The following is a 24012-nucleotide window of genomic DNA, read 5'->3' on the forward strand; positions in this document are numbered from 1 at the left end:
ATGGCAGGGGTCAGGGGTCAGGGGTCAGGGGTCAGGGGTCAGGGGTCAGGGGTCAGGGGTCAGGGGTCAGGGGTCAGGGGTCAGGGGTCAGGGGTCAGGGGTCAGGGGCTAGGGGCTAGGGGCTAGGGGCAGATTGTCGGGGGCTTGGGCGGGCTTGGCAACCGCGGGGCGGGGCGGCACGTTTGTGATGTGCCAGTGGACGCGTGCCCACGCCAGGAGCTCGGCTGGCTTGGCGCCTTCCAGTTCACGCGGCGGCGGATAGCCGAGGACGGCAAGCGCCTGCGCCAGCACGGCGCCGCGGCCGCTCTCGGGCAGCGCAGGGGCGAGGGTCTGCTTGGAGAGTTTTTGTCCGGCGGCGTTGGTGACGAGGGGCACGTGCGCATAGGCCGGTGTCGGCAGGCCGAGCAGGGTTTGCAGATAAATCTGGCGCGGGGTGTTCCACAACAGGTCGGCGCCGCGCACGACATGGGTGATGCCCTGATCCGCGTCGTCGACCACGACGGCCAGCTGGTAGGCGAACAGGCCGTCGGCGCGCTTGACGATGAAGTCGCCGACCTCGTGCGCCAGATTCTGCTGCAGGTCGCCGTGGATGCGATCGTGAAAGTGGGTGCTTACATCTGGCACGCGGACGCGCCAGGAACGTGCGACCGCGCCGGCCGGTAGGCCGTTGCGGCATGTGCCGGGGTAAACGATCTCGCCTTCGTGGTTGCGCGGCGCAGCCGCGAGCTGGCTGCGGGTGCAGGCGCAGGGGTAGACCGCGCCCCGGGCTTTCAGCGCATCCAGCGCTGCAGCGTAGGCGTCGTCGCGCTGCGATTGCACCCACACCTCGCCATCCCACACGAGGCCATAGGCTTCCATCTGGCGCAGGATGGTATCGGCTGCGCCCGGTTCGCAACGCGGCCGGTCGATGTCTTCCATACGCACGAGCCAGCGTCCGCCGGCTGCGCGGGCGTCGAGCCAGCTCGCCACAGCGGCGACGAGCGAGCCGGCATGCAGGGGGCCGGTGGGAGACGGCGCAAAGCGCCCGACATAGGGAGCGAGGTTCACCCCGCGATTATGCCGCGCGGGGTGTCGCTTCTGAATTCCGGATGCAGGCGTTGATAAAGCGCGAGGACGGACGCGACCATGCGTGCCTCGCTCCAGGTGGCGGCGTAGACCTTGCCGGCAGCACCCAGCGCCTGGGCCGCCGCGCGATCGGCCAGCAGCGGGGCCAGCACCCGGGCAAAGCCGGCGACGTCGTCCGGCGCGATGCGGCAACCCTGCCCTTCCTGCAGCACATCCTTCGTACCCATTTCGGCCAGGCCCACCACCGGCACGCCGAGCGCCATCGCCTCCAGCAGCACCAGGCCCTGGGTTTCGGTTTTGGACGCGAACACGAACACGTCCGCCGCGCAGTAGCAGGCCGGCAGCTCGGTCCGGCGTTCGAGGTAGCCGACGAATTTCACGTTGTCCGCCAGTCCGCGTTTCGCCACGGCGCGTTCGAGCGACGGCCGCGCCGGACCTTCGCCGGCGATCACCAGCAACACGTCGGGTAGGCCGCGCCGCACCGCGTCGGTCACCTGCAGCAGGAAATCGAGGTTTTTCTCGAACGCCACCCGACCGACGTAGGCCATCACCGGCCGCGCCGCCGCGATGCCGTGGAGGACACGAAACGCGGGGCCGTCGCAGTGGGCGAAATCGGAGAGATTGAGGCCGGTGGGAATGATGTGGACCGGGCTGCTTACGCCATACGCCTCGAGCGTGTACTTCATCGCCGACGACGGCGCAATCACCGCGGTGACGCCATCGCATTCCTTGCGCGAGATCATCCGCGCGGCGGCCGCCAGCCACGCCTTCGGCAGGAACGGCAGGTAATGGTGGAAATATTCCTCGAACAGCGTGTGGTAGGTCTCGACACAGGGCAGGCCATGCCGACGCGCCCAGCGCACGCCGGCGCGATGCGCAAGGAAGGGGGTGTGGATGTGGACGAGGTCGAAGTCGGCGGGATCGAGTTGATCCAGCGCGGCGGCCAGCGCGCGCGGATGCATCAGCCGGTCTTCCGGATCGCGCGGAATCTGCCAGCCGGGCACCCGCACGATATCGGTCGCGGCCACCGTGTGCGGATAGTCCGGCACCACCAGCACGCTGGTGTGCCCCGCTTCGGCCAGCGCCTGGCGCAGGGTCTGAATCGACGTGGAGACGCCGTTGACGCGCGGGAAATACACGTCGGACACCATCAGGATACGCACGGCAGACTCCGGTTGGGGCGAAGTCTGCGTTGTATTACGTCCGGGTTACAGCATGATGACGCCGACGTTAGAGATCGATGCCCGGTTGTGCCTTGACCCCGGCACGGAACGCATGTTTCTCGTCGGCGATGACCGACACCGTGTCGGCCAGCTCGATCAGCGCGTCGGTCGCGGCGCGTCCGGTGACAACGACGTGCTGCATCGCCGGGCGGTGCGCCAGCGCGTCGAGCACGAGATCGCTGTCAAGGTAGCCGTAGCTCAGCAGATACGTCAGCTCGTCGAGCACCACAAGCTGGTACGACGGATCGGCCAGCATGCGCGCAGCGATCGCCCAGCCGCGCTCGGCGGTGGCGATGTCCTGCTCGCGATTTTGCGTGTCCCAGGTGAAGCCGTCGCCGGTAACGTGCCATTCGACACCGGGCTGCTTGCCGAGAAAGGCTTCTTCGCCGGTGTCGGTGCGGCTCTTGATGAACTGCACCACGCCGACTTTCATGTCGTGGCCGAGCGCGCGCGCGACCATGCCGAAGGCCGAGGTGCTCTTGCCCTTGCCGTTGCCGGTGATGACGAGAAGCAGCCCGCGTTCGTCGCTGGCGGCGGCAATCGCGGCGTCGATCAGCGCTTTCTTGCGCGTCATCCTTGCCGCGTGGCGCGCCGCTTTCGCTGGGTCCGCATCCGGGTTGCGTTCGGCTTCGTTCATGGCTGCCCTCTTCTGCGTTGCAGTGATCTTATTCAGGCTGGTATTGCAGCGCCAGCAGTCCGTTCATGCCCGGCGTGTTGTAGCCGTTCACCAGCTGATACTCGGCGTCCAGCACGTTGTTGACCCTTAACAGCACCCGCCAGGCCGAATCGATCCGGTACTGCACGCGCGCATCGAGCCGCGCATAGCCGGGCAGACGCTGGGTGTTGGCGGCATCGGCATAACGGCTGTCGGAGGCGACCAGCGTGGCGCCCACCTCCCAGCGGCCGAGCGACTTCGATACGTCCAGTGTGCCATGCCGGCGTGCGCGGTAATTCAGCGACTTGCCGGTGGCGTCGTTCACCGGATCCTGCCAGTCCATGCTCGCCCGCACGCGCACGCTCCCAAGTTCGGTGCTGCCATCGAGCGTGATGCCTTCGAGCGTGGCACGATCGACGTTTTCCATCGTAGGGAAAACGTAGACGATCAGATCCTCGACCCGATTGCGATACGCCGTCAGGCCGAGTCGGTCCCGGCGATCCTGATAGCGCAAGGACAGTTCGATATTTCTGCCGCGCTCGGGCTGCAAATTAGGGTTGCCCTGGAAAAAGGCGGTGACCGGCCAGTACATGTCGTTGAACGTGGGGGCCTTGAACGAGGTGCCATAGCTGGCGCTTGCCCGCCAGGCCGCATTCAGTGCGTAGGCATAGCCGGCCATGCCGGTCGTGTGGCCGCCAAAATCGCTGTAGTCATCGTGGCGCAGCGAGGCCTGCAGCGTGTGCGCCCCCCATTGCCCGAGCGCGCCCAACTGCCCGGCATGGACGACGCGCCGGTTGCGCGCATACGCCGTACTTGCCTCCACATCCTGTTCAATCCGCTCGACGCTGGCGGTGAGGCTGCCTGCCGCCAGTGCAAAATCGTTTTGCCACAGGTACTGCGTCTGGTCCGTGTCGAAGCGGCCGCTCGAGGTGCCGAGGCTGAAATTCTGCGTATGGTTCTGCCCCAGCCCGACGCGGAGCTGGCTGTTCCAGCGATCGGACAGCTGTCCTTTCCACCAGGCCGACAGGCTGTTGACCATGTTGCGGGCGTAATCGTCGGCCGTCCCCGCGTCGTATTCCACGATGTCGCGATTTGCCAGCCCGCTCAGCCCGACACGATGCCGGTCATTGAGCGCATGGTCGACATTGAGCTGAACGCTGCGCTTTTCATCGCCATCGTGGTCGGGGTGGTAACCGAACGTGCCCGGCCGCGCCGCAGAAAACCCGCCGTCGGTGCGACTGTATCCCGCCGCCACGTGGAAACGCGTCGCGCCAGCCTGTCCGCCGTAAGCCACCCGCCCCTGTAGCAGGCCATGGCTGCCCGCACCGAGCAGGGCGGATAGCCGCGGCACCCCGCGGCCTTGCCGCGTGAAGATCTGGATCACCCCGGCCACCGCGTCGGCACCATACAGGCTCGACGCCGGTCCACGCAGAATCTCGATGCGCTCGATCTGGTCCAGCGCAATGCTCTCCAGCGGCGTGGTGCCCACCGTCGCCGAGCCCACGCGCAGCCCGTCGATCAGCACCAGGGTATGGCCGCTGTTGCCGCCGCGGATACGCAGCGACGCATTGCTGCCGGCGCCCCCCTCCTGGGTGATTTCCAGACCGGCTTGCGCCTGCAGCATTTCCAGCAAGGACGTCTGACCCGCGGCGGCGAGCTGGTCTGCGTCGATGACGGTGACATCGCCCACCACGGCGTGGGCAGGTTCCGCCATGCGTGTCGGCGTTACCACAATGGTTTCGCCGACGAATTCCGGCAGGGGTTCCGCATGGGCGGATGCAATGAAAACAACGCCCAGAGCGAGCGTGAATGAAGCTTGACGCATGATGAAGGTCCGGTTTGGGCGCCCGCTACCCCGCAGGCGCGTTGCACGATCCGCTGCCGCGTGCGGCAGGGCTCAGGCCGGTATCCGGGCTCGCGCCTGAAGTGCATCGCCTTCCCGGGCAAACCCAGTGGCGTATGTGATGCACCGTTTAGCGCTGACCGTTGCGGGGGCAGCACAGGCTTTGCGAAAAATCGCGCACCTGTTTCCCGTTTATCCTCGGCGACTGAACGTCGCGTCGGCACCTGAAGCCGCGCATTATAGCCGCGCCGGGGTTGCACGCGAACCGGTCGAGCCCGCCGATTGACCCGCCGCACGGCGCCCCCTATAGTCGCGCCATGCATGCCGAACTCGATACCCTTGAAGCCAAGATCCGCCAGGTGGCCGAACTGTGCCAGACGCTGCGCACCGAAAACATTGCGCTGCGCCAGCAGCTGCTGACCGCGCAGCAGGACAACAAGCAGCTGACGACCCGTCTGGATGCCGCCAAGACGCGGCTGCAGGCCCTGCTCGAAACCCTGCCGGAGGATGTCTGATGGCCGGCCCGCGCTCGATTGAAATCCATATCCTGGGCCGCGCCTACAAGGTGGCCTGCGCACGCGACGAGGAATCGGCACTGATCGCGGCGGCCGACTACCTGGACGAAAAAATGCGCGGCATCCGCGACAGCGGCAAGGTGATCGGCGCCGAACGCATCGCCATCATGGCCGGTCTCAACCTGGCGCACGACCTGCTGACCCAGGGCGGCGGCGTGGTCGAGGAAGCCCGCAACCGGCTGACGCATTGCAGCGCGCTGCTGGACACGGTGCTGGAAGACCAGGACACGCTCTTCTGATTTCATACCCTCAGCAGGGTCTTTGCCCGTTGGCGAGCGATTCGGCTGGGGCGTCCTTTTGATCCGGAAATGGCATACACTGCAAATGCTCCCTGCGGTGTTCGAGGCTGGTTGCAATTTCTCTGAACCAATGCATACGTGCAAGGCTGCGATCTATTCCGATGCGGGTGTGCGCGTGACACGTTTCATGTGCCCAAAGCGTCTTTGAGCGCGGCCGTCTTGGACCCAGGTTCAAGAGTAAGCGGCCAGTCACGGCACAGGTGGGGAGCCCTCTTTTCCTGATGGACAAATACACCCTCAGACGCCAGCTCAAGGCCGCGCGCAATGCGTTTCGGCCTGCCGAGCGCCGCCACGCCGCGCGCGCCGCACTGCGGCTGGCCTTGCGCCACGGCCTGTTGCTGCGCGCGCAGCGCATCGGTTTTTACCTGCCACAAGGCGGCGAGTTCGACGCCCACCCCCTGATCAACCAGGCGCTTTGCATGCAGCGCGCGTGCTACTTGCCGATGCTGCCACGACGTGGGCGGATGATGCGGTTCGGACGGCTCGGCCGCGCCACGCAGATGACGAAGAATCGCTACGGCATTCCCGAACCGATCGATGCAAACCCTTTGCGCGCGCGCCAGCTCGACCTGCTGCTGATGCCGCTGGTGGGGTTTGATCGCGAGGGCCACCGGCTGGGCATGGGCGGCGGCTACTACGATGCCACGCTGGCCTTCATGCGGCACCGTCGTGTGTGGCGCAAGCCGCGCCTGGTGGGGCTCGCCTACGAGTGCCAGCGGGTGGATGCGCTGCCGCACGAACCGTGGGACATGCCGCTCGACGCAGTGCTGACCGAGCGCCGGCTACACCGCTTCAATTCCGCCCGCTAGGGCCGGGGCGCCTCAGCTTTTCTGGACTTCCCGGTCGAGTTCGCCGCTTTTCAGCTTGTCCTGATAATCCGTCAGCATGCGGCGCACCTTGCCGCTCAGCAGATACAGGCCGATCAGGTTGGGGAAGGCCATCGCCAGCACCAGCAGGTCGGTGAAGTCGAGCATGTTTGCCGCGCTCGCGACCGAGGCGACGACGATGAATAGCAGGAACAGCACGCGGTACACCATCGACACCCGCTCGCCGAACAGGTAGGTCCAGCAGCGTTCACCGTAGTAGGACCACGAAATCATCGTGCTGTAGGCGAACAGCACGACCGATACGGTGAGGATAATCGGGAACCAGTCCGACACGGTGGCGAACGCCACCGAGGTCAGCGCCGCGCCCTTGCTGGCCTCGCGGATCGCCAGCGTGGCGGGGTCGTTGTAAACGCCGGTGAGGATAATGACCAGCGCAGTCATGGTGCAGATGATGATGGTATCGATGAAGGGCTCGTACAGCGCGACCATGCCCTGGCGGATCGGATACTTGACCGAGGCGGTAGCATGCACGATGGCCGCCGAGCCAAGACCGGCCTCGCTGGAGAAGACGGCGCGCTTGAAACCCTGCACCAGCACGCCGACCATGCCGCCCGCCACCGCGATCGGCGCGAAGGCTTCGGTGACGATCTTCGACAGCGCCTGCGGCACCTGGTCGATGTTGCCGAGCACGATCCACAGGCAGGCCGCCAGATAGATCAGGATCATGGTCGGCACCACCGCTTCGGCGGTGTGCGCGATGCGGCGCAGGCCGCCGATGATGACCACGCCCACCGCCAGGCCCATGATGAGGCCGTAGGCGATCGGCACGTCGTGGAAGAAGGGCAGTTGTTCCTGTACCGCGCCAAGCGACTGGCTGACCTGGAACGCGCTACCGGCGCCGAAGGAGCCCAGCACGGCGAAAATGGCGAACATGCCTGCCAGGAACTTGCCGGTGCGCGGCCAGTTGTATTCGGCAAAGCCCTTGGACAGGTATTCCATCGGACCGCCCATGATGCGGCCGTCCGGACGCACTTCGCGGTAGCGCTGCGCCAGCGTGGCTTCGGCGAACTTGGTGCTCATGCCGAGAAAACCCGCGACGATCATCCAGAATGTCGCGCCCGGGCCGCCGATGGAAATCGCGATCGCCACCCCGGCGATGTTGCCCAGACCGACGGTGGCGGACAGCGCCGTGGTCAACGCCTGGAACGAGCTGACTTCACCCTTGTCGTCGGCGGTGTGGTACTTGCCGCGCAGCACCCTGAAGCCGTGCCGCATCATGCGCAGGTTGACGAAGCTGAAGCGGAAGGTGAGATAGACCGCGCCGACGATCAGCCAGGCGACGATGAAGGGCATGACCGGCTCGCCGGGATATACATCATAGAAAATGACGCTGGCGAGATAGCCGTTGAGGGTGCCGAAGAAGGAATCGATGCGGCCGGGCTCGGCGGCCAGTGCAAGCTGCGGGAACAGCCCTGCGGCCACGACGAAAATGTAAGGATGGATCGTCATCTGTATTCCCCCTGGATTGTTATTGCCCGCAACAATATCAAACTTGCGGCGAAAACGCGCCTGCAGAAACGACAAAGGCCGACACACGGTCGGCCTTTGCGCGATGCTGCGGTTCAGATCACTTCAGGCTCAGCACCCAGTCGATGATCTTGGCGGCATCTTCATTCTTCACCTGCGGGCTCGGCGGCATCGGGATCGGGCCCCACACGCCTTTGCCGCCGGCTTTCACTTTCTGGACCAGCGCGGCGGGCGCGGCTTTGTCGCCAGCGTACTTGGCAGCCACTTCCTTGAAGGCCGGGCCGACGATTTTCTTGTCGACGCCGTGACAGGACATGCAGGCATTCTTCTGCGCCAGCGTCTGGCCTTCGTTGGCCGACGCCGCGCCAGACAGGGTGAGCAGAGCAGCGGTGGCTGCGGTCATCATCAATTTCATCATCACAAGTTCTCCGTGGGAGGTCGGGTTGGTCAGGCACTTCTTCATGACTGCCATCTTAAGGGAAAACCCCCCCCACGCAATACCAGAACTTGGTTTTTTGCTACCAACGCCGGCAGACATTGATCTGCCTGACTACTCCCGTTCTACCAGTTCGCGGTAGGCATGCCAGCTGGCATGCCCCAGCCACGGGAAGATCAGCGCCATCGCGATGAAATCGGTTGCCATCCCGACCCCGATCAGGCCCGCCAGCAGCGCGGCCCACAGCAGCATGACCGGAATATTGAGGCGTGTCGCCATGAAGCTGGTGACCAGCGCGGTGGCGAAGTCGACCTTGCGGTGCAGCATCATCGGCAGCGACACCACCGAGACGCTGAACATCGTCAGCGCGAGGATCCCGCCGAACGCCAGGTAGGCGAGGAAGAAATCCGGATGCTGCTGCACGGCGCTGAGGGTCAGCAGCTCGCCCAGGCTGATACCGGAACCGCTGAGAAACATGGCGACCAGTATCGCCGTCATGCGCTCCCAGGAAATGAGCACGAACACCAGCATCACCGTGTACAGGCCCAGGGAGCTGGGGTTGGCCCGCCAGGACAGCAGCGGGACGAACAGGCTGGGCAATTTGTGATGATGCTCAAGGCGATGACTCACGCAATAGAACACCGTGGCCAGCACCGGCGCCACGAACAGGAAGCCGGAAGTCAGCGCCATTGCCAGATGCGGCTTGTCCCAGGCGCTGTGCACCAGGGCGTAGCCAAGGATCGCAAATACGATGCCGTAAAACAGGCTCAGCGGCCAGGCCCGGACCATGTCTTTTGCACCGTCGCGTAGCCAGTGGAAGGGTTGATCGAGTGACACGCGGCGGATGCCCGGCAAATCCATGCGCGCGGCCTTGGGGTGGAATATGGCATGTTCGGTATGGGTACTCATGATGACTCCCGAAAATGGACGACTTCCTTACTTGATAGCAGGCACCGCGCCGGGTTCCTAATAGCAAATGCTGATTCGTTGGTTCAGTCCTCCCATGTCGACAGGTCGCTGAGCGGCGGCTGGCAAGTCATGCCGCTGCAGATCCAGGCTGCGGGCCGCTCCGATTCCGGCTTTGCCAACGCGGCCGGCACGTCCACGCCGTTCGGCAGCGCCAGCAGCAGGTCGCGCGCGCCGAGCCTGGCCGCCAGCGTCGTCGCCCACGTGCCCACCTCGGCCACCGGGCCGCGCAGCAGGATCACCCGCGGCGGCACCAAGGCTTCATCCAGCACCGCCAGCAGCGTAGGATAGGCAATCGGCTGCTGCACCAGCTGGGCATGGAACAGGCTCAGGCAGCGCGCGCCGGCCTCCAGATAGCGCGGTTCGCCGAGCAAATGGCTGAGCCGCTGCAGGGCGAACGCGGCGACGCCGTTGCCGGACGGCATCGCATTGTCATAGCCGGGCTTGGGACGGGTGATCAGCGCTTCGTGATCGTGGCTGGTAAAGAAGAAGCCGCCCGCCTCGCGATCCTCGAAATGCGTCAGCAGCGCGTCGGCCAGTTGCTGCGCCCACGCCATGTCGACTTCGCGGTAGCCGGCCTGCAGCGTTTCCAGCAGCGCGTCGAACAGGAAGGCGTAGTCGTCGAGATAGGCATTGAGCCGCGCTTCGCCGTGCTTGTAGCTGGCGAGCAGGCGCCCGTCGCGCCACAGGTTTGCGCGCAGGAAATCGAGCGCGGCATGCGCCTCGGCAACCCAGTCCGGGCGGCTCATCACCCGCCCGGCATGCGCCAGCCCGGCGATCATCAGCGCATTCCAGCTGGTGAGCTGCTTGTCATCGCGCCCCGGACGCACGCGGGTTTCGCGGGCGGCGAAGAGCTTCTGGCGCGCGCTTTTCAGCAGCGCCGCCGCGTCAAACTCGGTCAGTTCAAACTCGGCTGCCACCTCGCTCAAGGAACGCGCGAGGATGGGATTCCAGCTTGTGTTCTCGAAATTCGGTGGCTGGTCGAAGCCATACACCAGTGCCGCGACCGCGTACTCGGATTCGGTCAGCAGCGCACGCACCTGATCCGGCGTCCAGACATAGAACTTGCCTTCATGGCCTTCGCTGTCGGCATCGAGCGCGGAATAAAAGCCGCCCTCGGGCGCGCGCATTTCGCGCAGCAGCCAGTCGACGATGCCCATGGCGGTGTCCGCAAACAGCGGCTCGCCGGTCAGCGCCCAGGCGTCGGCGTACAGATGCAGCAGCGGGCCGTTGTCGTAGAGCATTTTCTCGAAGTGCGGAATCGCCCACTGTTCGTCGACCGAATAGCGGCAGAAACCGCCGCCGAGCTGGTCGACCACGCCACCCGAGGCCATTTTCTTCAGCGAGAACAGCACCATCTCGCGCGCCTGCGCATTGCCGCCCTGCGCCTGCCGCAACAGGAAGAACAGCTCGCCCGGACGCGGAAATTTGGGCGCGCGCGAGAAGCCGCCCCAGACCGGATCGAAGCCCTCGGCCAGATCGCGCACCGCTGCGGCCAGCGGCTCGGCGTTCAAGGCGGGCTGCGGGTCGGGCGTCGGCTGCTGCTGCGCCAGCGCAGTGCGCACCGCCTCGTTCTGCGCCAGCACCTCGCCGCGCCGCTCGTGCCAGGCGCGCGCGATGTTTTCCATTAGGTCGATAAAACCCGGCAGCTGGTAACGCGGCGTCTTGGGGAAATAGGTGCCGGCGAAGAACGGCGTCTGGTCGGGGGTCAAAAACACCGTCAACGGCCAGCCGCCGCCGCGTTGGGTCAGCAACTGGTGCGCGGACTGGTAGATCTGGTCGAGGTCGGGGCGCTCCTCGCGGTCAACCTTGATATTGACGAACAGCCGGTTCATCACCGCCGCCACCTCGGCATCCTCGAAGCAGTCGTGCGCCATCACGTGGCACCAGTGGCAGGCCGAATAGCCAACCGACAGCAGGATCGGCTTGTTCTCACGGCGTGCACGGTCCAGCGCTTCGGCACCCCACGGGTACCAGTCGACCGGATTGTCGGCGTGCTGCAGCAGATAGGGGCTGGGTTCGGTGGCGAGTCGGTTGGTCATGGCAGCATAATAGTTGATTAAATTGGTCAACAATTGTACGCTTGCTGCCAATCGAACAAAACGCAGGAGCGCCCCATGTCCCAGGAATTATTCTCCGCCGCCCAGTCGGGCGATGCCGCACAGGTCAAACAATTGCTTGAGGCCGGCGCCGATCACGCTGCCGTCGACGAGGCCGGCGAAACCGCGCTGTTGCATGCCGCTCATGGCGGTCACGTCGCCGCGGTGCAGGTGCTGATCGCCGCCGGCGCCGACGTCAACGCGCAGTCGCCGCAGGGCTGGACTGCGCTGGCCAAGGCCGCCTACAACGGTGAGACCGAGCGTGGCTACGTGGAAGTCATCGAAGTGTTGCACGAAGCCGGCGCCGCGCTCGACGCACGCATCTTCTTCGGCATCACGCCGCTGATGCTGGCCGCCGGCGGCGGCGACGCCCCGGTGGTGGAATGGCTGATCAACAACGGCGCCGACGTACTCGCCACCAACGAGGGCGGCCGCACCGCGCGCCTGATGGCGAATGACAAGTTCTACGTGGACGTGATCAACCTGTTGACCGAAGCCGAGCGCCAGCTCGGCGTGCAGGAAGACGGCTCGTGCTCGTCAACCAAGAGCGTGGTCAAGCCGCAAGTGGTCAACCTGATGAAGCCGACTACGCATTAAGCGTTAATCGGGTTGGGCGCGCACAAGCGTTCGTTTTCCCTCTCCCCTCTCCCGCTTGCGGGAGAGGGGAATCAGACGCTCAGGCCTCCAGCCAGTCGATCAGTCCCTGCCACTGCTCGATATCGCGCTCTGCGATATGCGGCGGCAAATCAAACAGGCTCTTGCCCTCGAACGCGGCGTTGACGTAATGCTGGGTGTTGCGCAGATGCGCCAGCACCGGCAGGTCCTGTTGCGCCATGAACTGCTCCAGCGTGACCCCGGCGCGGGTGCGCGGATCAACCCGCATGCCGACCACGGCGACGAAAGCGTGCGCCTTGCGCACCGCCTTTTCGGCATGTAGCGCGGCGAGAAAATCCTGGCTGGCACGAATGTCGAACAGCGACGGCGCGATCGGCACCACCACCTTGTGCGCGAGCTTCAGCGCCCGCTCGAGATTCTTGCCGTGCAGTCCGGCGGGCGAATCGATGATCAGCCAGTCGCTGTCGCCTTTCTGGCCTTCGCGCAGCAAATCGATCTCCGGCAATCCGGCGCCGCGTATCGCCAGCCATTGGGTGGCGGATTTCTGGCGATCGAGATCCAGCATGGCCACCCGCCTGCCGGCTGAGGCCAGATAGCCGGCGAGGTTGATCGACAGCGTGGACTTGCCGCTGCCGCCCTTGGGGTTGGCCACCAGAATCACCCGCATGCTGCCTCCTTATAGTGACTACAGCCTTGTGATCACAACGCCTCGACGCTGTAAGTCACCGCCAGCGTGTGGGTCTCCCCCGGTGCCACGGTGACGACGTTGTCCATCGCGTTGGCCGATTCGACACACACCATTTCGCGCCAGCCGGCGCCCGACTTGCCGCGGCCCATGTCGCCCATTTTCTCGGCTTTCTCGGTCCACGGCGTCCACACGATGGTGGACTGCGAGCCGGTCTTGGCGATGCGGATGCGGCGCTTGAGGCCGGCGTCCTCAATCACGCAGTCGGCCGGCGTATTGACGTAGACGCGGTCGACTTCGCCACTGAACCCGATCGCGCCCTTCTGTTTCCTGCGCGCGAAGTTGTCGACCTTGTCGTGGTAGTCGCAGCCTTCGAGACCCTCGACCTTGACCGTGCCGATATCGCTGATCTGCAGGTAGGTGTGCAGCGCCTCGCCGATCTGCACCGGCGCATTGCCGGTGTTGGTGGTGGCGAGCGACATCTCCAGCTTCTCGCCCACCACCACGGTCAGCGTCAGCCGCGTGGCATGCGGCCATTGCGCGCGGGTCTGCGCGTTGTCGACGAGCTGCAGGGTGATCTCGGTCTTGGCGTCGTTGCGACGGCGCGTGCCGGTCACGCTCCAGTCCACGGTGCGGGCGAAACCATGCGCCGGGAACGCCGCTTCGCTGGCATGTGCGCCGAACCACGGCCAGCAGACCGGCGCGCCGCCGCGGATGGATTTGCCCGGCGCGAATTTGGCGGCGTCGGACACCCATACCACCGGCTCATGTTGCGACTTGGGACGGAAGCTCACCACGTGCGCGCCCTGCAGGCAAATCGTCGCGCGGCCGCCATGATTGTCGATGTCGGCGTAGGTCAGGCCACCCGCGCCGGTTCTGAAGCTCAGCTGGCCGGAAATGGCGAAGCGCGCCAGCGGGTCGGCGTGTTCCTGCGCCGCGGTCGGGTGCTCGACCAGGCTGACGTCACGTACCGCGCCAAATGCCGCCGAAGTCGTCATCGCCGCATAGGCGCGCAGCGCGGCCGACACGGCGCGCACTCGGTTGGTCGGCTTCCATGCGTGGGCGCCTTTTGCGTCCATCGCCGCACGGCGGCGCTCAAGCTCCTGCTCGCTCACCATCATGTTGATACTGCGCCTGGCAATGTCGATCTCGATGATGTCGCCCTCCTCGACCAGGCCGATGTTGCCGCCTTCGGCCGCTTCCGGCGAGGCGTGGCCGATGGAGAGGCCCGAGGTGCCGCCAGAGAAGCGGCCGTCGGTCAGCAGCGCGCAATGCTTGCCCAGCCCTTTGGATTTCAGGTACGAAGTCGGGTAAAGCATTTCCTGCATGCCGGGGCCGCCGCGCGGGCCTTCGTAGCGAATCACCACCACGTCGCCGGCGACGATCTTGTCGCCGAGGATGGCCTCGACCGCCGCATCCTGCGATTCGAATACGCGCGCCGGCCCCTTGAACACCCGGAGGGTGGAAGTTGGCACGCTGGTGGTGTAGCGCAGTTGCTCGACTTCGAACATGCTTTCGTCGACACCCGCGGTCTTGACGATGCAGCCGTCCTGAGCGAGGTTGCCGTAGAGCACGGCCAGCCCGCCGTCTTTCGAATAGGCATGCTCGATGTCATGCAGGCAGCCGTTCACCCGATCATCGTCCAGCGTGGGGTAACGCCGGTCCTGCGAAAACGCGGTCTGCGTCGGCACGCCACCGGGCGCAGCGCGGAAGTAATCCTTGATGTCCTTGTTGTCGGTGCGACGAATGTCGTAGGTGTCGATCTGCTCGCCCATGGACTTGCACAGCACAGTCGGCAGGTCGCGATGCAGCAGGCCGCCGCGCTCGAGCTCACCCAGAATGGCCATCACGCCGCCGGCGCGGTGCACGTCTTCCATGTGATAAGTCTGGATCGACGGCGCGACCTTCGACAGATGCGGCACGCGGCGGCTCATGCGGTCGATGTCGGCCATGGTGAAATCGACGCCCGCTTCATGCGCGGCGGCCAGCAGGTGCAGCACGGTGTTGGTCGAACCGCCCATCGCGATATCCAGCGCAATGGCATTCTCGAACGCGTCGAAGCTGGCGATGGCACGCGGCAACACTGACGTGTCGTTGCCTTCATAGTAGCGGCGGGTGTTTTTCACGATCAGCCGCGCTGCCGCGAGGAACAGGTTCTTGCGGTCTGCGTGGGTCGCCAGCAGCGAACCGTTGCCGGGCAAGGATAGGCCCAGCGCCTCGGTCAGACAGTTCATCGAGTTGGCGGTAAACATGCCCGAGCACGAACCGCAGGTGGGGCAGGCCGAGCGTTCGAGCTGGGCAACCTTCTCGTCGGAGTAGCTGGCATCCGCCGCCGACACCATGGCGTCGACCAGATCGAGCTTGATGGTTTTCGCGCCCCATTTCACCTTGCCGGCTTCCATCGGCCCGCCGGAGACGAACACGGTCGGGATATTGAGACGCAGCGCGGCATTCAGCATCCCCGGCGTGATCTTGTCGCAATTGGAAATGCACACCAGGGCGTCGGCGCAGTGCGCGTTGACCATGTATTCGACCGAATCGGCAATCACCTCACGGCTCGGCAGCGAATACAGCATGCCGCCGTGGCCCATGGCGATGCCATCGTCGACTGCGATGGTGTTGAATTCCTTCGCCACGCCGCCCGCCGCCTCGATCTCGCGCGCCACCAGCTGGCCCATGTCCTTCAGGTGCACGTGGCCTGGCACGAACTGGGTGAACGAGTTGGCAATCGCGATGATGGGCTTGTTGAAGTCGCCATCCTTCATGCCGGTGGCGCGCCACAGCGCGCGGGCTCCGGCCATGTTGCGGCCGCGGGTGGTGGTCCAGGAACGGTAGTCGGGCATGATGGTCACTCAAGCAATCTATAATCAGTCGGCCATTTTACCCGGGCGCTTCGCCAAACCCCTAGCCCCTAACTCATAGCCCCCAGCGCCTAAAACATGCTCCTTCATCCGCAATTCGATCCCGTCGCCCTGCAGCTAGGCCCTGTCGCCATCCACTGGTACGGCCTGATGTATTTGCTGGCGTTTGCCCAGGTCATCCTGCTCGGGCGCTGGTGCATCACGCACCGGCCGTGGTCGGGGTGGACGCAGAAAATGCTCGACGACGTGCTGTTCTACGGCGTGCTTGGCGTCATCGCCGGCGGGCGGCTCGGCTATGTGATTTTCTACAAGCCGATGGACTACCTGGCCAACCCGCTCGACATCATCAAACTGTGGGAAGGCGGCATGAGTTTTCACGGCGGCTTTCTCGGCGTCATCATCGCGATGGCGCTGTTCGCCCATCGCCACAAGCTGCGCTGGCTGGCGGTCACCGACTTCATCGCCCCGCTGGTGCCGCTGGGGTTGGCCGCCGGACGGCTCGGCAACTTCATCAACGGCGAGCTGTGGGGCCGCGCCACCGACCTGCCGTGGGGCATGGTTTTCCCGCAGGCAGCGGACGGCATCGCGCGCCACCCCTCGCAGCTGTATCAGTTCGCCGGCGAAGGCCTGCTGCTGTTCGTCATCCTGTGGTGGTATTCGAGCAAGCCGCGCCCGGTTGGCGCCATCTCCGGCGTGTTCCTGATCGGCTACGGGGGGTTCCGCTTCTTCGCCGAATTCGCCCGCGAGCCCGACAGCTTCCTCGGCCTCCTGGGGCTGGGGCTTTCCATGGGGCAATGGCTGTCGCTGCCGATGATCGTTGCCGGCGTCCTCATGCTGCGCTGGGCGCAGCGCCAACCCACAACAGGCCAGGCATGATCGAACACACATGGCGGGTGCTCGGCTGGCTCGGCATCGTCCTCACCCTGGTGGTCTCGCTGATGCCGCCCGCGCTGGACAGCAGTAGCGGCCACGCCGACAAGATCGTGCACCTGACGGGCTATGCCGTGCTGACATTCTGGTGGGCGCAGCTCGTCATCCGGCAACGCTGGAAACTCGCGATCGCCGTGGTGCTGTTTGGCGCCGCCATCGAGCTGCTGCAAGGCCTCACCCCCGCCCGCCAGCCCGACCTGCTCGACGCGCTGGCCAACAGCGGCGGCGTCCTGCTCGGCTGGCTCGTCGCCCGCCTGCTGCCCAATTTTCCTGAACGCCTCACCGCCCGCCGCACCACCCTTCCCGCCCCGCATCGCTAAAGCTATAATTCGCCCCGTCGGGGGGGTAGCTCAGCTGGGAGAGCGCCGCGTTCGCAATGCGGAGGTCGGGAGTTCGATCCTCCTCCTCTCCACCACCACATGCGACAAAGCGTCTCCGGTTTTTCCAGGGGCGCTTTTTCTTTGTCCGCCTTGTCGCCTTCTTTACACCCACACCGGCGATGGACTGACGCCACGCCCTGAGCCTTTTGGACAGGCCTCCGGTCAGAAATCGGACCGGCATTCCAGCTCAGGAGCTTCATGGCATCCGATTGGCTTCTTCAAACAGGACAGACAAACCCGCTCAGTATTTGACCGGCGGGCCCTGCCACGAATCCTGCCGCGGCCGGGCACGGGCAATGGCCTGTGCGGCCGTGCGCCAGCCTTCGCAGGCGTTACGCCCGGGGCGGCGGCGCAGAAAATTGAGCACGCCCTTGCACTTGGCATAGAAGTGGAAGAACCGCAGCACGAAGTCTTTCTGTGCGGCGGTTGGCGCCTGGACACTGCACACCAGCTTGTCGTCCACCATGCCGCGGTCGGTCAGCGTGATCGCGCCCCACGCCTTGACCCGTATCCGGGTGCCGAGCGGCAGGCGCGGCCCGAGCACCAGCGCATCCAGCAGGTCGCCCTCGAGCCCCAGATAGTTCGGGACCGCACCGTAGTTGAACGGACACGGAAGCGGCGCGACGAAATCGATGTGGCCGGTGGCGCCGCGCTTCAGAAAACTGCCGCGCGGCACTTCGATCACCACGTCGACTTCAAGCGGTTCGGGGGCGTCAATGCAGGCGGGCGATGGCGGGATGTTCGCGTCGGTCATGCCGCAAGCCTACCCCAGGCCGCCGCGCGGACCGAATTGGGCAGCGGCACTGGGACCGGAGTGGGGGGGCCAGCGTAGGCGCATTGTTCGGGTCGCTGGAATTTCCGCGTGCGCTGACACTCCCATACTCAGGCCTGACGCCGCGGAAACCCTTGCCCCGGCAAGGCCTTGGCATAGGCACGCATTGCCGCATGCAGCCTGAGGGATTAAAATGCCGCACTTTTCGCTTATTTTTTGCGGCTTGCCCCTTGGGCAGGCCGCTGTTGCCTGAGCACACGGAACCATGGAACGACAACGCTGGCTGGACGGGACGCTGTATTCGCCCGATTTCGAACAGGATAGCTGCGGCTTCGGCCTGATTGCGCAGATCGACAATCAGCCCAGCCACACGCTGGTGCAGAACGCGATCGGCTCGCTGGCGTGCATGACGCACCGCGGCGCGATCGCCGCCGATGGCTTGTCGGGCGACGGCTGCGGCCTCTTGTTCAAGAAACCGGACGCCTTCCTGCGCGCGGTAGCGGGCGAAGCCGGCTTTGCGCTGGGTGAACTGTATGCCGCCGGCCTGCTGTTCCTGTCGCGCGATGCGGCACCGCAAGCGCATGCCCGCACCACGCTGAAAACCGAACTCGAGGCGCAGGGCCTGACGGTCGCCGGCTTCCGTTTGGTGCCGACCGATTCATCGGTATGCGGAGAATCCGCGCTGGCCTCGTTGCCGCATATCGAAATGGTGTTCGTCAACGCGGCCACGGATATTAACGGCGCGGGCTTGAGCGAGGACGACTTCGAACGCAAGCTCTACATCGCGCGCCGCCGCGCCGAAAAGGCGCTGGAGCCGACCGATCCGGTGTTCTACCTGCCGACGCTGTCGTGCCGCGTGATCAGCTACAAGGGCCTGGTGATGCCGGATAACCTGCCGGTGTTCTATCCCGATTTGAACGACGCGCGCTTCGCCTCTGCTCTGGTCGTGTTCCACCAGCGCTTCTCCACCAACACCTGGCCGCAGTGGCGGCTGGCGCAGCCGTTCCGCTATCTGGCGCACAACGGCGAGATCAACACGGTGCAGGGCAACCGCAACTGGAGCCGCGCGCGCGAGCAGAAGTTCGCGACGCCGCTGATCCCGAACATGGACGACATCCGTCCGATCGTCGGCACCAAGGGGTCGGACTCGATGAGCCTCGACAACATGGTCGAAGGCCTGGTGATGGGCGGCGCGGGGCTGTTCCGCGCGCTGCGCCTGGTGATTCCGCCGGCCTGGCAGAACGTCGAGTCAATGGACGCCGACATCCGCGCCTTCTACGAATACAACTCGATGCACATGGAGCCGTGGGACGGCCCCGCCGGGGTGGTGCTGACCGACGGCCGCTACGCCGTCTGCACGCTCGACCGCAACGGCCTGCGCCCCGCGCGCTGGGTGCTGACCAAGGACCGCATCCTCACCATCGCCTCGGAAGTCGGCGTGTGGCAGATCGACCCCGCCAACGTCGAGCGCAAGGGCCGCGTCAAGCCGGGCCAGATGGTCGCCGCCGACCTCGAGACCGGGCGCCTGCTGATGCCGGAAGACATCGACAACGAATTGAAGGGTGCGCAACCCTACCGCGAATGGCTGAAGGCCGGCGCGGTGAAACTGGAACTCTCGCTCAACCAGGACGCCGACCTGGCGGTGATGGATGCGGCGAGCCTGTTGACGCACCAGAAACTGTTCAACGTCAGCTTCGAGGAGCGCGACCAGATCATCCGCGTGCTAGCCGAGGACGGCGCCGAGGCAATTGGCTCGATGGGCGACGACACGCCAATGGCGGTGCTGAGTCAGAAAGTGCGCTCGCCGTTCGACTACCTGCGTCAACAATTTGCACAAGTCACCAACCCGCCGATCGACCCGATCCGCGAGGCGATTGTGATGTCGCTCAATACGTCGTTTGGTACCGAGCGCAACCTGTTCAAGGAAACGCCCGAGCATGCGCACCGGGTGGAAGTGCGCACCCCGCTGCTGTCGAAGGAAGCGTTCGACAAGCTGTTGAACCTGAACGACCCGGCGTTCGCATCGGCGGCACTCGACCTGCATTACGATCCGGCGAAAACCACGCTGGAAGCCGCGATCACGGCGCTGACCGCGCGCGCGGTTGATGCGGTGAAGTCCGGCAAGGTGATCCTGGTCCTGTCCGACCGCAACCTGGCCAAGGATCGCCTGCCGATCCACGCGCTGTTCGCCACCGGCGCAGTCCACCATGCGCTGATCAACGCCGGCCTGCGCTGCAACGCCAACATCGTGGTGGAAACCGGTACCGTGCGCGACCCGCATCACTACGCCTGCCTGATCGGCTACGGCGCGACCGCGATCTATCCCTACCTCGCCTACCAGGTCATCGGCGAATTCGTGAAGACCGGCGAGATCAAGCCCAACCTCGACAAGGCCTTGTGCAACTTCCGCAAGGGCATGGACAAGGGCTTGTACAAGGTGCTGTCCAAGATGGGCATTTCGCTCGTCGCCAGCTACCGCGGCGCGCAGCTGTTCGAGGGCGTGGGCCTGCACGAAAGCGTCGTCGCGCTGTGCCTCAAGGGCACGGTGTCGCGCATTTCCGGCGCCAACTTCGACGACTTCGAATCCGACCAGAAATTGCTGCACAAGACTGCGTTCAATCCGCTGAAACCGCTGTCGGCCGGCGGCCTGCTGAAGTTCATGTTCGGCGAGGAATTCCACGCCTACAACCCGGACGTGGTGCAGCAGCTGCAGAAGGCAGTGAAGACCGGCGACTACGCCGAGTTCAAGAAATATTCCGCAATCGTCGACACCCGTCCGGTGGCGATGCTGCGCGACCTGATGAAGCTGAAGACCGGTGCCGCGCCCATCCCGCTGGACGAAGTCGAACCGCTGGAAAGCATCCTCAAGCGTTTCGACTCCGCCGGCATGTCCTTGGGCGCCTTGTCGCCGGAAGCGCACGAGGCGCTCGCAGAAGGCATGAACCGCATCGGCGGCCGCTCCAACTCGGGCGAAGGCGGCGAAGACCCGAAGCGCTACGGCACGGTGAAAACCTCGAAGATCAAACAGATCGCCTCCGGCCGCTTCGGCGTCACCGCGACCTATCTGGTCAATGCCGAAGTGCTGCAGATCAAGATCGCGCAGGGCGCCAAGCCCGGCGAGGGCGGCCAGCTGCCGGGCGACAAGGTGTCGGTCATGATCGCCGGCTTGCGTCACTGCAAACCCGGCACGCCGCTGATTTCGCCGCCGCCGCACCATGACATCTATTCGATCGAGGACCTGGCGCAGCTGATCTATGACCTGAAGCAGGTCAACCCCGACGCGCTGGTGTCGGTGAAGCTGGTGGCCGAGCCCGGCGTCGGCACCATCGCCGCCGGCGTGGCCAAGGCCTATGCCGATCTGATCACGATTTCCGGCTACGACGGCGGCACCGGTGCGAGTCCGCTGGCCAGCGTGAAGTACGCCGGCTCGCCGTGGGAGCTCGGCCTGTCCGAAGCGCAGCAGGTGCTGCGCGCCAACGGCCTGCGCGGGCGCGTCCGCGTGCAGACCGACGGCGGCCTGAAGACCGGGCTGGACGTCGTCAAGGCGGCGATCCTCGGCGCGGAATCCTTCGGTTTCGGCACCGGCCCGATGGTCGCGCTGGGCTGCAAGTACCTGCGCATCTGTCATTTGAACAACTGCGCCACCGGCGTCGCGACGCAGAACGAAAAACTGCGGAAGGACCACTTCATCGGCCTGCCCGACATGGTGGTCAATTACTTCAAGTTCGTCGCCGAGGAAACGCGCGAGCTGATGGCGAGCCTCGGCATCCGCAAGCTGACCGACCTGATCGGCCGCACCGACCTGCTCGATCTGTCCGCAGGCGACACGCCGCGTCAGGGCCGGTTGAAACTCGACGTGCTGCTCTCGCAGGGCGATATTCCGGCCGACGCGCCCCGCTTCTCGCAGCAGGAACGCAACCCCTCGTTCGACAAGGGCGAACTGGCCGAGCAGATGGTGGCCGACGCGATCGGCGCGATCAAGGCCGGCACGTCCATTGAGCTCGCCTACACCGTGCGCAACGTCAACCGCTCGATCGGCGCGCGCCTGTCGGGCGAGATCGCCAAGGCGCACGGCGGCCGCGGCCTGCCGGACGACACGCTGCGCCTCCAGCTGACCGGCTCGGCCGGCCAGAGCTTCGGCGTGTGGAATCACAAGGGGCTGACCTTGACCCTCGAAGGCGACGCCAACGACTACGTCGGCAAAGGCATGGGCGGCGGCCGGCTGGTGATCTACCCGCCGCGCGTCGCCACCTTCGACGCGCATCGCAACACCTTGATCGGCAACACCTGCCTGTACGGCGCGACCGGCGGCGAGCTCTACGCCGCCGGCATGGGCGGCGAGCGCTTCGGCGTGCGCAACTCAGGTGCCTTGGCGGTGGTGGAAGGCATCGGCGACCACGGCTGCGAATACATGACCGGCGGCACCGTCGTCGTGCTGGGCGACACCGGGCTCAACTTCGGCGCCGGCATGTCGGGCGGCATGGCCTTCGTTGTCGACGACGCGGGCGACTTCATGGCCAAGACCAACAAGGAAATGGTCGAGCTGGTTCGCATCGTCAACGACGAAACCGAACCGTTCCGCATCTTCCTCAAGGCGCAGATCGAGCGTCATCTGACGCTCACCGGCAGCGCGCGCGCCAAGGCCTTGCTGGCCGATTTCGACGCCACGCTGGCGAAGGTGTGGCTGGTCAAGCCGAAGCGGATTTCGATTGAAGACCTGGTCGAGGACATTCCCGGCCAGACCAAAGAAGCAGTGAGTGCATAAGAAAATGGGCGACGTATTCCAGTTTTTGAAGCAGGCTCGACGCGACGGCGAAAAGACCCCGGCCGACGTCCGCAAGCACGAGTTCCGCGAAATCTACGCGCTGATGGACACGGCGCACGCGCAGGAACAATCCGACCGTTGCCTGGCCTGCGGCAATCCGTATTGCGAGTGGAAGTGCCCGGTGCACAACTACATCCCGAACTGGTTGAAGCTGGTGACCGAAGGCCGCCTGTTCGAAGCGGCTGAACTTTCGCACCAGACCAACTCGCTGCCCGAAGTGTGCGGCCGCGTCTGCCCGCAGGACCGGCTGTGCGAAGGCGCCTGCACGCTCAATACCGACGGCTTCGGCGAAGCGGTCGGTGGGGGCCCGAACACCGGCGGCTTCGGCGCAGTGACCATCGGCCAGATCGAGAAATACATTTCCGAGGAAGCCTTCAAGGCCGGCTGGCGTCCCGACATGTCGAACGTGGTGCCGACCGGCAGGAAGGTCGCGATCATCGGCGCCGGGCCGGCCGGACTGGGTTGCGCCGACGTGCTGGCGCGCAATGGCGTCAAGCCGGTGGTGTTCGATCGCTACGACGAGATCGGCGGCCTCCTCACCTTCGGCATCCCCGAATTCAAGATGGAAAAATGGGTGATGACCCGCCGCCGCGAAGTGCTGGAAGGCATGGGCGTCGAATTCCGCCTCAACACCGACATCGGCAAGGATGTGTCGATGCAGAGCCTGCTCGACGACTACGACGCCGTGTTCATGGGCATGGGTACCTACACCTACATGAAGGGCGGCTTCCCCGGCGAAGACCTGCCCGGCGTGCTCGAGGCGCTGCCCTTCCTGATCTCCAACGTGCGCAAATGCCTTGATCTGACCAAGGAGGACGAGGTCTACCAGGATATGAAAGGCCTGCGCGTGGTGGTCCTCGGCGGCGGCGACACCGCGATGGACTGCAACCGCACCAGCATCCGCCAGGGCGCAGCCGGCGTCACCTGCGCTTACCGCCGCGACGAAAAGAACATGCCCGGCTCCAAGCGCGAAGTTGGCAACGCCAAGGAAGAAGGCGTGCAGTTTTTGTGGAACCGTCAGCCGGTCGAGATCGTCGGCAATGGCAAGGTCGAAGGCGTCAAGCTGGTGACCACCGAACTTGGCCCGCCCGATGCGCGCGGCCGTCGCACGCCGGTAGTGGTGCCGGGCTCGGAGGAAATCATCCCCGCCGACCGCGTCATCGTCGCGTTCGGCTTCCGTCCCAATCCGCAGCCGTGGTTTGCCGACCACAAGATCGCGATCGATCAGGGCGGCCGCGTGATCGCCAGCGGCCAGCAGCACGCGTTCCAGACCGCCAACCCGAAAGTCTTCGCCGGCGGCGACATGGTGCGCGGCTCCGATTTGGTGGTGACCGCCGTATGGGAAGGCCGCGAGGCGGCCAAGGGCATCCTTGCCTACCTCGACCTGGTGTAATCCCGCCGCCGGCGTGCGGGCAGCCATTGCCCGCAC

At 65.2% G+C, this 24012-nt stretch carries 19 protein-coding genes, 1 tRNA gene, 1 other RNA gene and 1 riboswitch; of the genes, 10 read left to right on the forward strand and 11 right to left on the reverse strand.

What is annotated here, in order from left to right:
• Nucleotides 1–108: 108 nt before the first annotated feature.
• From gluQRS to Q8R61_RS02635, 4 genes are all read right to left on the reverse strand, one after another.
• A complete protein-coding gene (gluQRS, locus tag Q8R61_RS02620) occupies nt 109–1047 on the reverse strand; it encodes a tRNA glutamyl-Q(34) synthetase GluQRS (RefSeq protein ID WP_305533921.1) in 939 nt (312 codons plus the stop codon).
• Nucleotides 1044–2228 carry a glycosyltransferase gene (locus Q8R61_RS02625; RefSeq protein ID WP_305533923.1) on the reverse strand — a complete coding sequence of 395 codons (1185 nt, stop codon included), beginning with the start codon at nt 2226–2228 and terminating at the stop codon, nt 1044–1046. The genes gluQRS and Q8R61_RS02625 overlap by 4 nt, the downstream gene beginning before the upstream one ends.
• Nucleotides 2229–2295: 67 nt before the next feature.
• Nucleotides 2296–2925, reverse strand: coding sequence for a cob(I)yrinic acid a,c-diamide adenosyltransferase (gene cobO / locus Q8R61_RS02630; RefSeq protein ID WP_305533925.1), 630 nt, complete (start codon nt 2923–2925; stop codon nt 2296–2298).
• Nucleotides 2926–2953: 28 nt separating this feature from the next.
• The gene (locus Q8R61_RS02635; RefSeq protein WP_305533927.1) at nt 2954–4768 is read right to left on the reverse strand and encodes a TonB-dependent receptor domain-containing protein; all 1815 of its coding nucleotides are present in this window, start codon (nt 4766–4768) and stop codon (nt 2954–2956) included.
• Between the two features lie 57 nt (nt 4769–4825).
• A riboswitch (cobalamin riboswitch) is annotated at nt 4826–5029 on the reverse strand.
• 74 nt (nt 5030–5103) lie between these two features.
• On the opposite strand from Q8R61_RS02635, the gene Q8R61_RS02640 reads away from it, so the two are divergent.
• From Q8R61_RS02640 to Q8R61_RS02655, 4 genes are all read left to right on the forward strand, one after another.
• Nucleotides 5104–5301 carry a hypothetical protein gene (locus tag Q8R61_RS02640; protein WP_305533929.1) on the forward strand — a complete coding sequence of 66 codons (198 nt, stop codon included), beginning with the start codon at nt 5104–5106 and terminating at the stop codon, nt 5299–5301.
• Nucleotides 5301–5600 (forward strand): cell division protein ZapA, encoded by a 300-nt coding sequence (locus Q8R61_RS02645; RefSeq protein WP_305533931.1) that lies wholly within the window; start codon nt 5301–5303, stop codon nt 5598–5600. Before Q8R61_RS02640 ends, Q8R61_RS02645 begins: the two co-directional genes overlap by 1 nt.
• An 86-nt stretch (nt 5601–5686) precedes the next feature.
• Nucleotides 5687–5871, forward strand: a non-coding RNA gene (gene ssrS, locus Q8R61_RS02650) — 6S RNA.
• A gap of 10 nt (nt 5872–5881) precedes the next feature.
• Entirely contained in the window at nt 5882–6469 is a 588-nt protein-coding gene (locus Q8R61_RS02655; protein ID WP_305533933.1) for a 5-formyltetrahydrofolate cyclo-ligase, read from the forward strand.
• 12 nt (nt 6470–6481) lie between these two features.
• Here Q8R61_RS02655 and Q8R61_RS02660 read toward each other — a convergent pair whose 3' ends face one another.
• The 4 genes from Q8R61_RS02660 to Q8R61_RS02675 all read right to left on the reverse strand — a co-directional run bounded on the left by Q8R61_RS02660 (nt 6482) and on the right by Q8R61_RS02675 (nt 11458).
• Nucleotides 6482–7996 (reverse strand): sodium:alanine symporter family protein, encoded by a 1515-nt coding sequence (locus Q8R61_RS02660; RefSeq protein WP_305533935.1) that lies wholly within the window; start codon nt 7994–7996, stop codon nt 6482–6484.
• Between the two features lie 118 nt (nt 7997–8114).
• Entirely contained in the window at nt 8115–8429 is a 315-nt protein-coding gene (locus Q8R61_RS02665; protein WP_305534177.1) for a c-type cytochrome, read from the reverse strand.
• Nucleotides 8430–8564: 135 nt separating this feature from the next.
• The gene (locus Q8R61_RS02670) at nt 8565–9359 is read right to left on the reverse strand and encodes a DUF2189 domain-containing protein (protein WP_305533937.1); all 795 of its coding nucleotides are present in this window, start codon (nt 9357–9359) and stop codon (nt 8565–8567) included.
• Between the two features lie 83 nt (nt 9360–9442).
• Nucleotides 9443–11458, reverse strand: coding sequence for a thioredoxin domain-containing protein (locus Q8R61_RS02675; RefSeq protein WP_305533939.1), 2016 nt, complete (start codon nt 11456–11458; stop codon nt 9443–9445).
• A gap of 75 nt (nt 11459–11533) precedes the next feature.
• Here Q8R61_RS02675 and Q8R61_RS02680 point away from each other — a divergent pair, with 75 nt between their 5' ends.
• On the forward strand, nt 11534–12112 hold the full coding sequence (locus Q8R61_RS02680; RefSeq protein WP_305533941.1) for an ankyrin repeat domain-containing protein: 579 nt from the start codon (nt 11534–11536) through the stop codon (nt 12110–12112).
• 79 nt (nt 12113–12191) lie between these two features.
• Here Q8R61_RS02680 and Q8R61_RS02685 read toward each other — a convergent pair whose 3' ends face one another.
• Both Q8R61_RS02685 and ilvD read right to left on the reverse strand, forming a co-directional pair.
• The gene (locus tag Q8R61_RS02685) at nt 12192–12797 is read right to left on the reverse strand and encodes a ParA family protein (RefSeq protein ID WP_305533943.1); all 606 of its coding nucleotides are present in this window, start codon (nt 12795–12797) and stop codon (nt 12192–12194) included.
• Between the two features lie 32 nt (nt 12798–12829).
• Nucleotides 12830–15658: a dihydroxy-acid dehydratase gene (ilvD, locus tag Q8R61_RS02690; RefSeq protein WP_305533945.1), complete on the reverse strand. Its 2829-nt coding sequence runs from the start codon at nt 15656–15658 to the stop codon at nt 12830–12832.
• Between the two features lie 96 nt (nt 15659–15754).
• Here ilvD and lgt point away from each other — a divergent pair, with 96 nt between their 5' ends.
• The 3 genes from lgt (at nt 15755) to Q8R61_RS02705 (ending at nt 17021) form a co-directional block, all read left to right on the forward strand.
• Complete coding sequence (lgt, locus tag Q8R61_RS02695; protein ID WP_305533947.1) at nt 15755–16552, forward strand: prolipoprotein diacylglyceryl transferase; 798 nt, start codon at nt 15755–15757, stop codon at nt 16550–16552.
• Nucleotides 16549–16926, forward strand: coding sequence for a VanZ family protein (locus Q8R61_RS02700; protein ID WP_305533949.1), 378 nt, complete (start codon nt 16549–16551; stop codon nt 16924–16926). The genes lgt and Q8R61_RS02700 overlap by 4 nt, the downstream gene beginning before the upstream one ends.
• 19 nt (nt 16927–16945) lie before the next feature.
• Nucleotides 16946–17021: transfer RNA gene (locus tag Q8R61_RS02705), tRNA-Ala, on the forward strand.
• A gap of 206 nt (nt 17022–17227) precedes the next feature.
• Here Q8R61_RS02705 and Q8R61_RS02710 read toward each other — a convergent pair.
• Nucleotides 17228–17740: an inorganic diphosphatase gene (locus tag Q8R61_RS02710; RefSeq protein WP_305533951.1), complete on the reverse strand. Its 513-nt coding sequence runs from the start codon at nt 17738–17740 to the stop codon at nt 17228–17230.
• Nucleotides 17741–18023: 283 nt separating this feature from the next.
• Between Q8R61_RS02710 and gltB the strand changes: the two genes are divergently transcribed.
• A complete protein-coding gene (gene gltB, locus Q8R61_RS02715; RefSeq protein WP_305533953.1) occupies nt 18024–22523 on the forward strand; it encodes a glutamate synthase large subunit in 4500 nt (1499 codons plus the stop codon).
• The gene (locus Q8R61_RS02720) at nt 22516–23976 is read left to right on the forward strand and encodes an FAD-dependent oxidoreductase (protein WP_305533955.1); all 1461 of its coding nucleotides are present in this window, start codon (nt 22516–22518) and stop codon (nt 23974–23976) included. The genes gltB and Q8R61_RS02720 overlap by 8 nt, the downstream gene beginning before the upstream one ends.
• Nucleotides 23977–24012: the final 36 nt, after the last annotated feature.

The organism is Thiobacillus sp., from assembly GCF_030696885.1.
In the GTDB taxonomy this organism is placed as follows: domain Bacteria; phylum Pseudomonadota; class Gammaproteobacteria; order Burkholderiales; family Thiobacillaceae; genus Thiobacillus.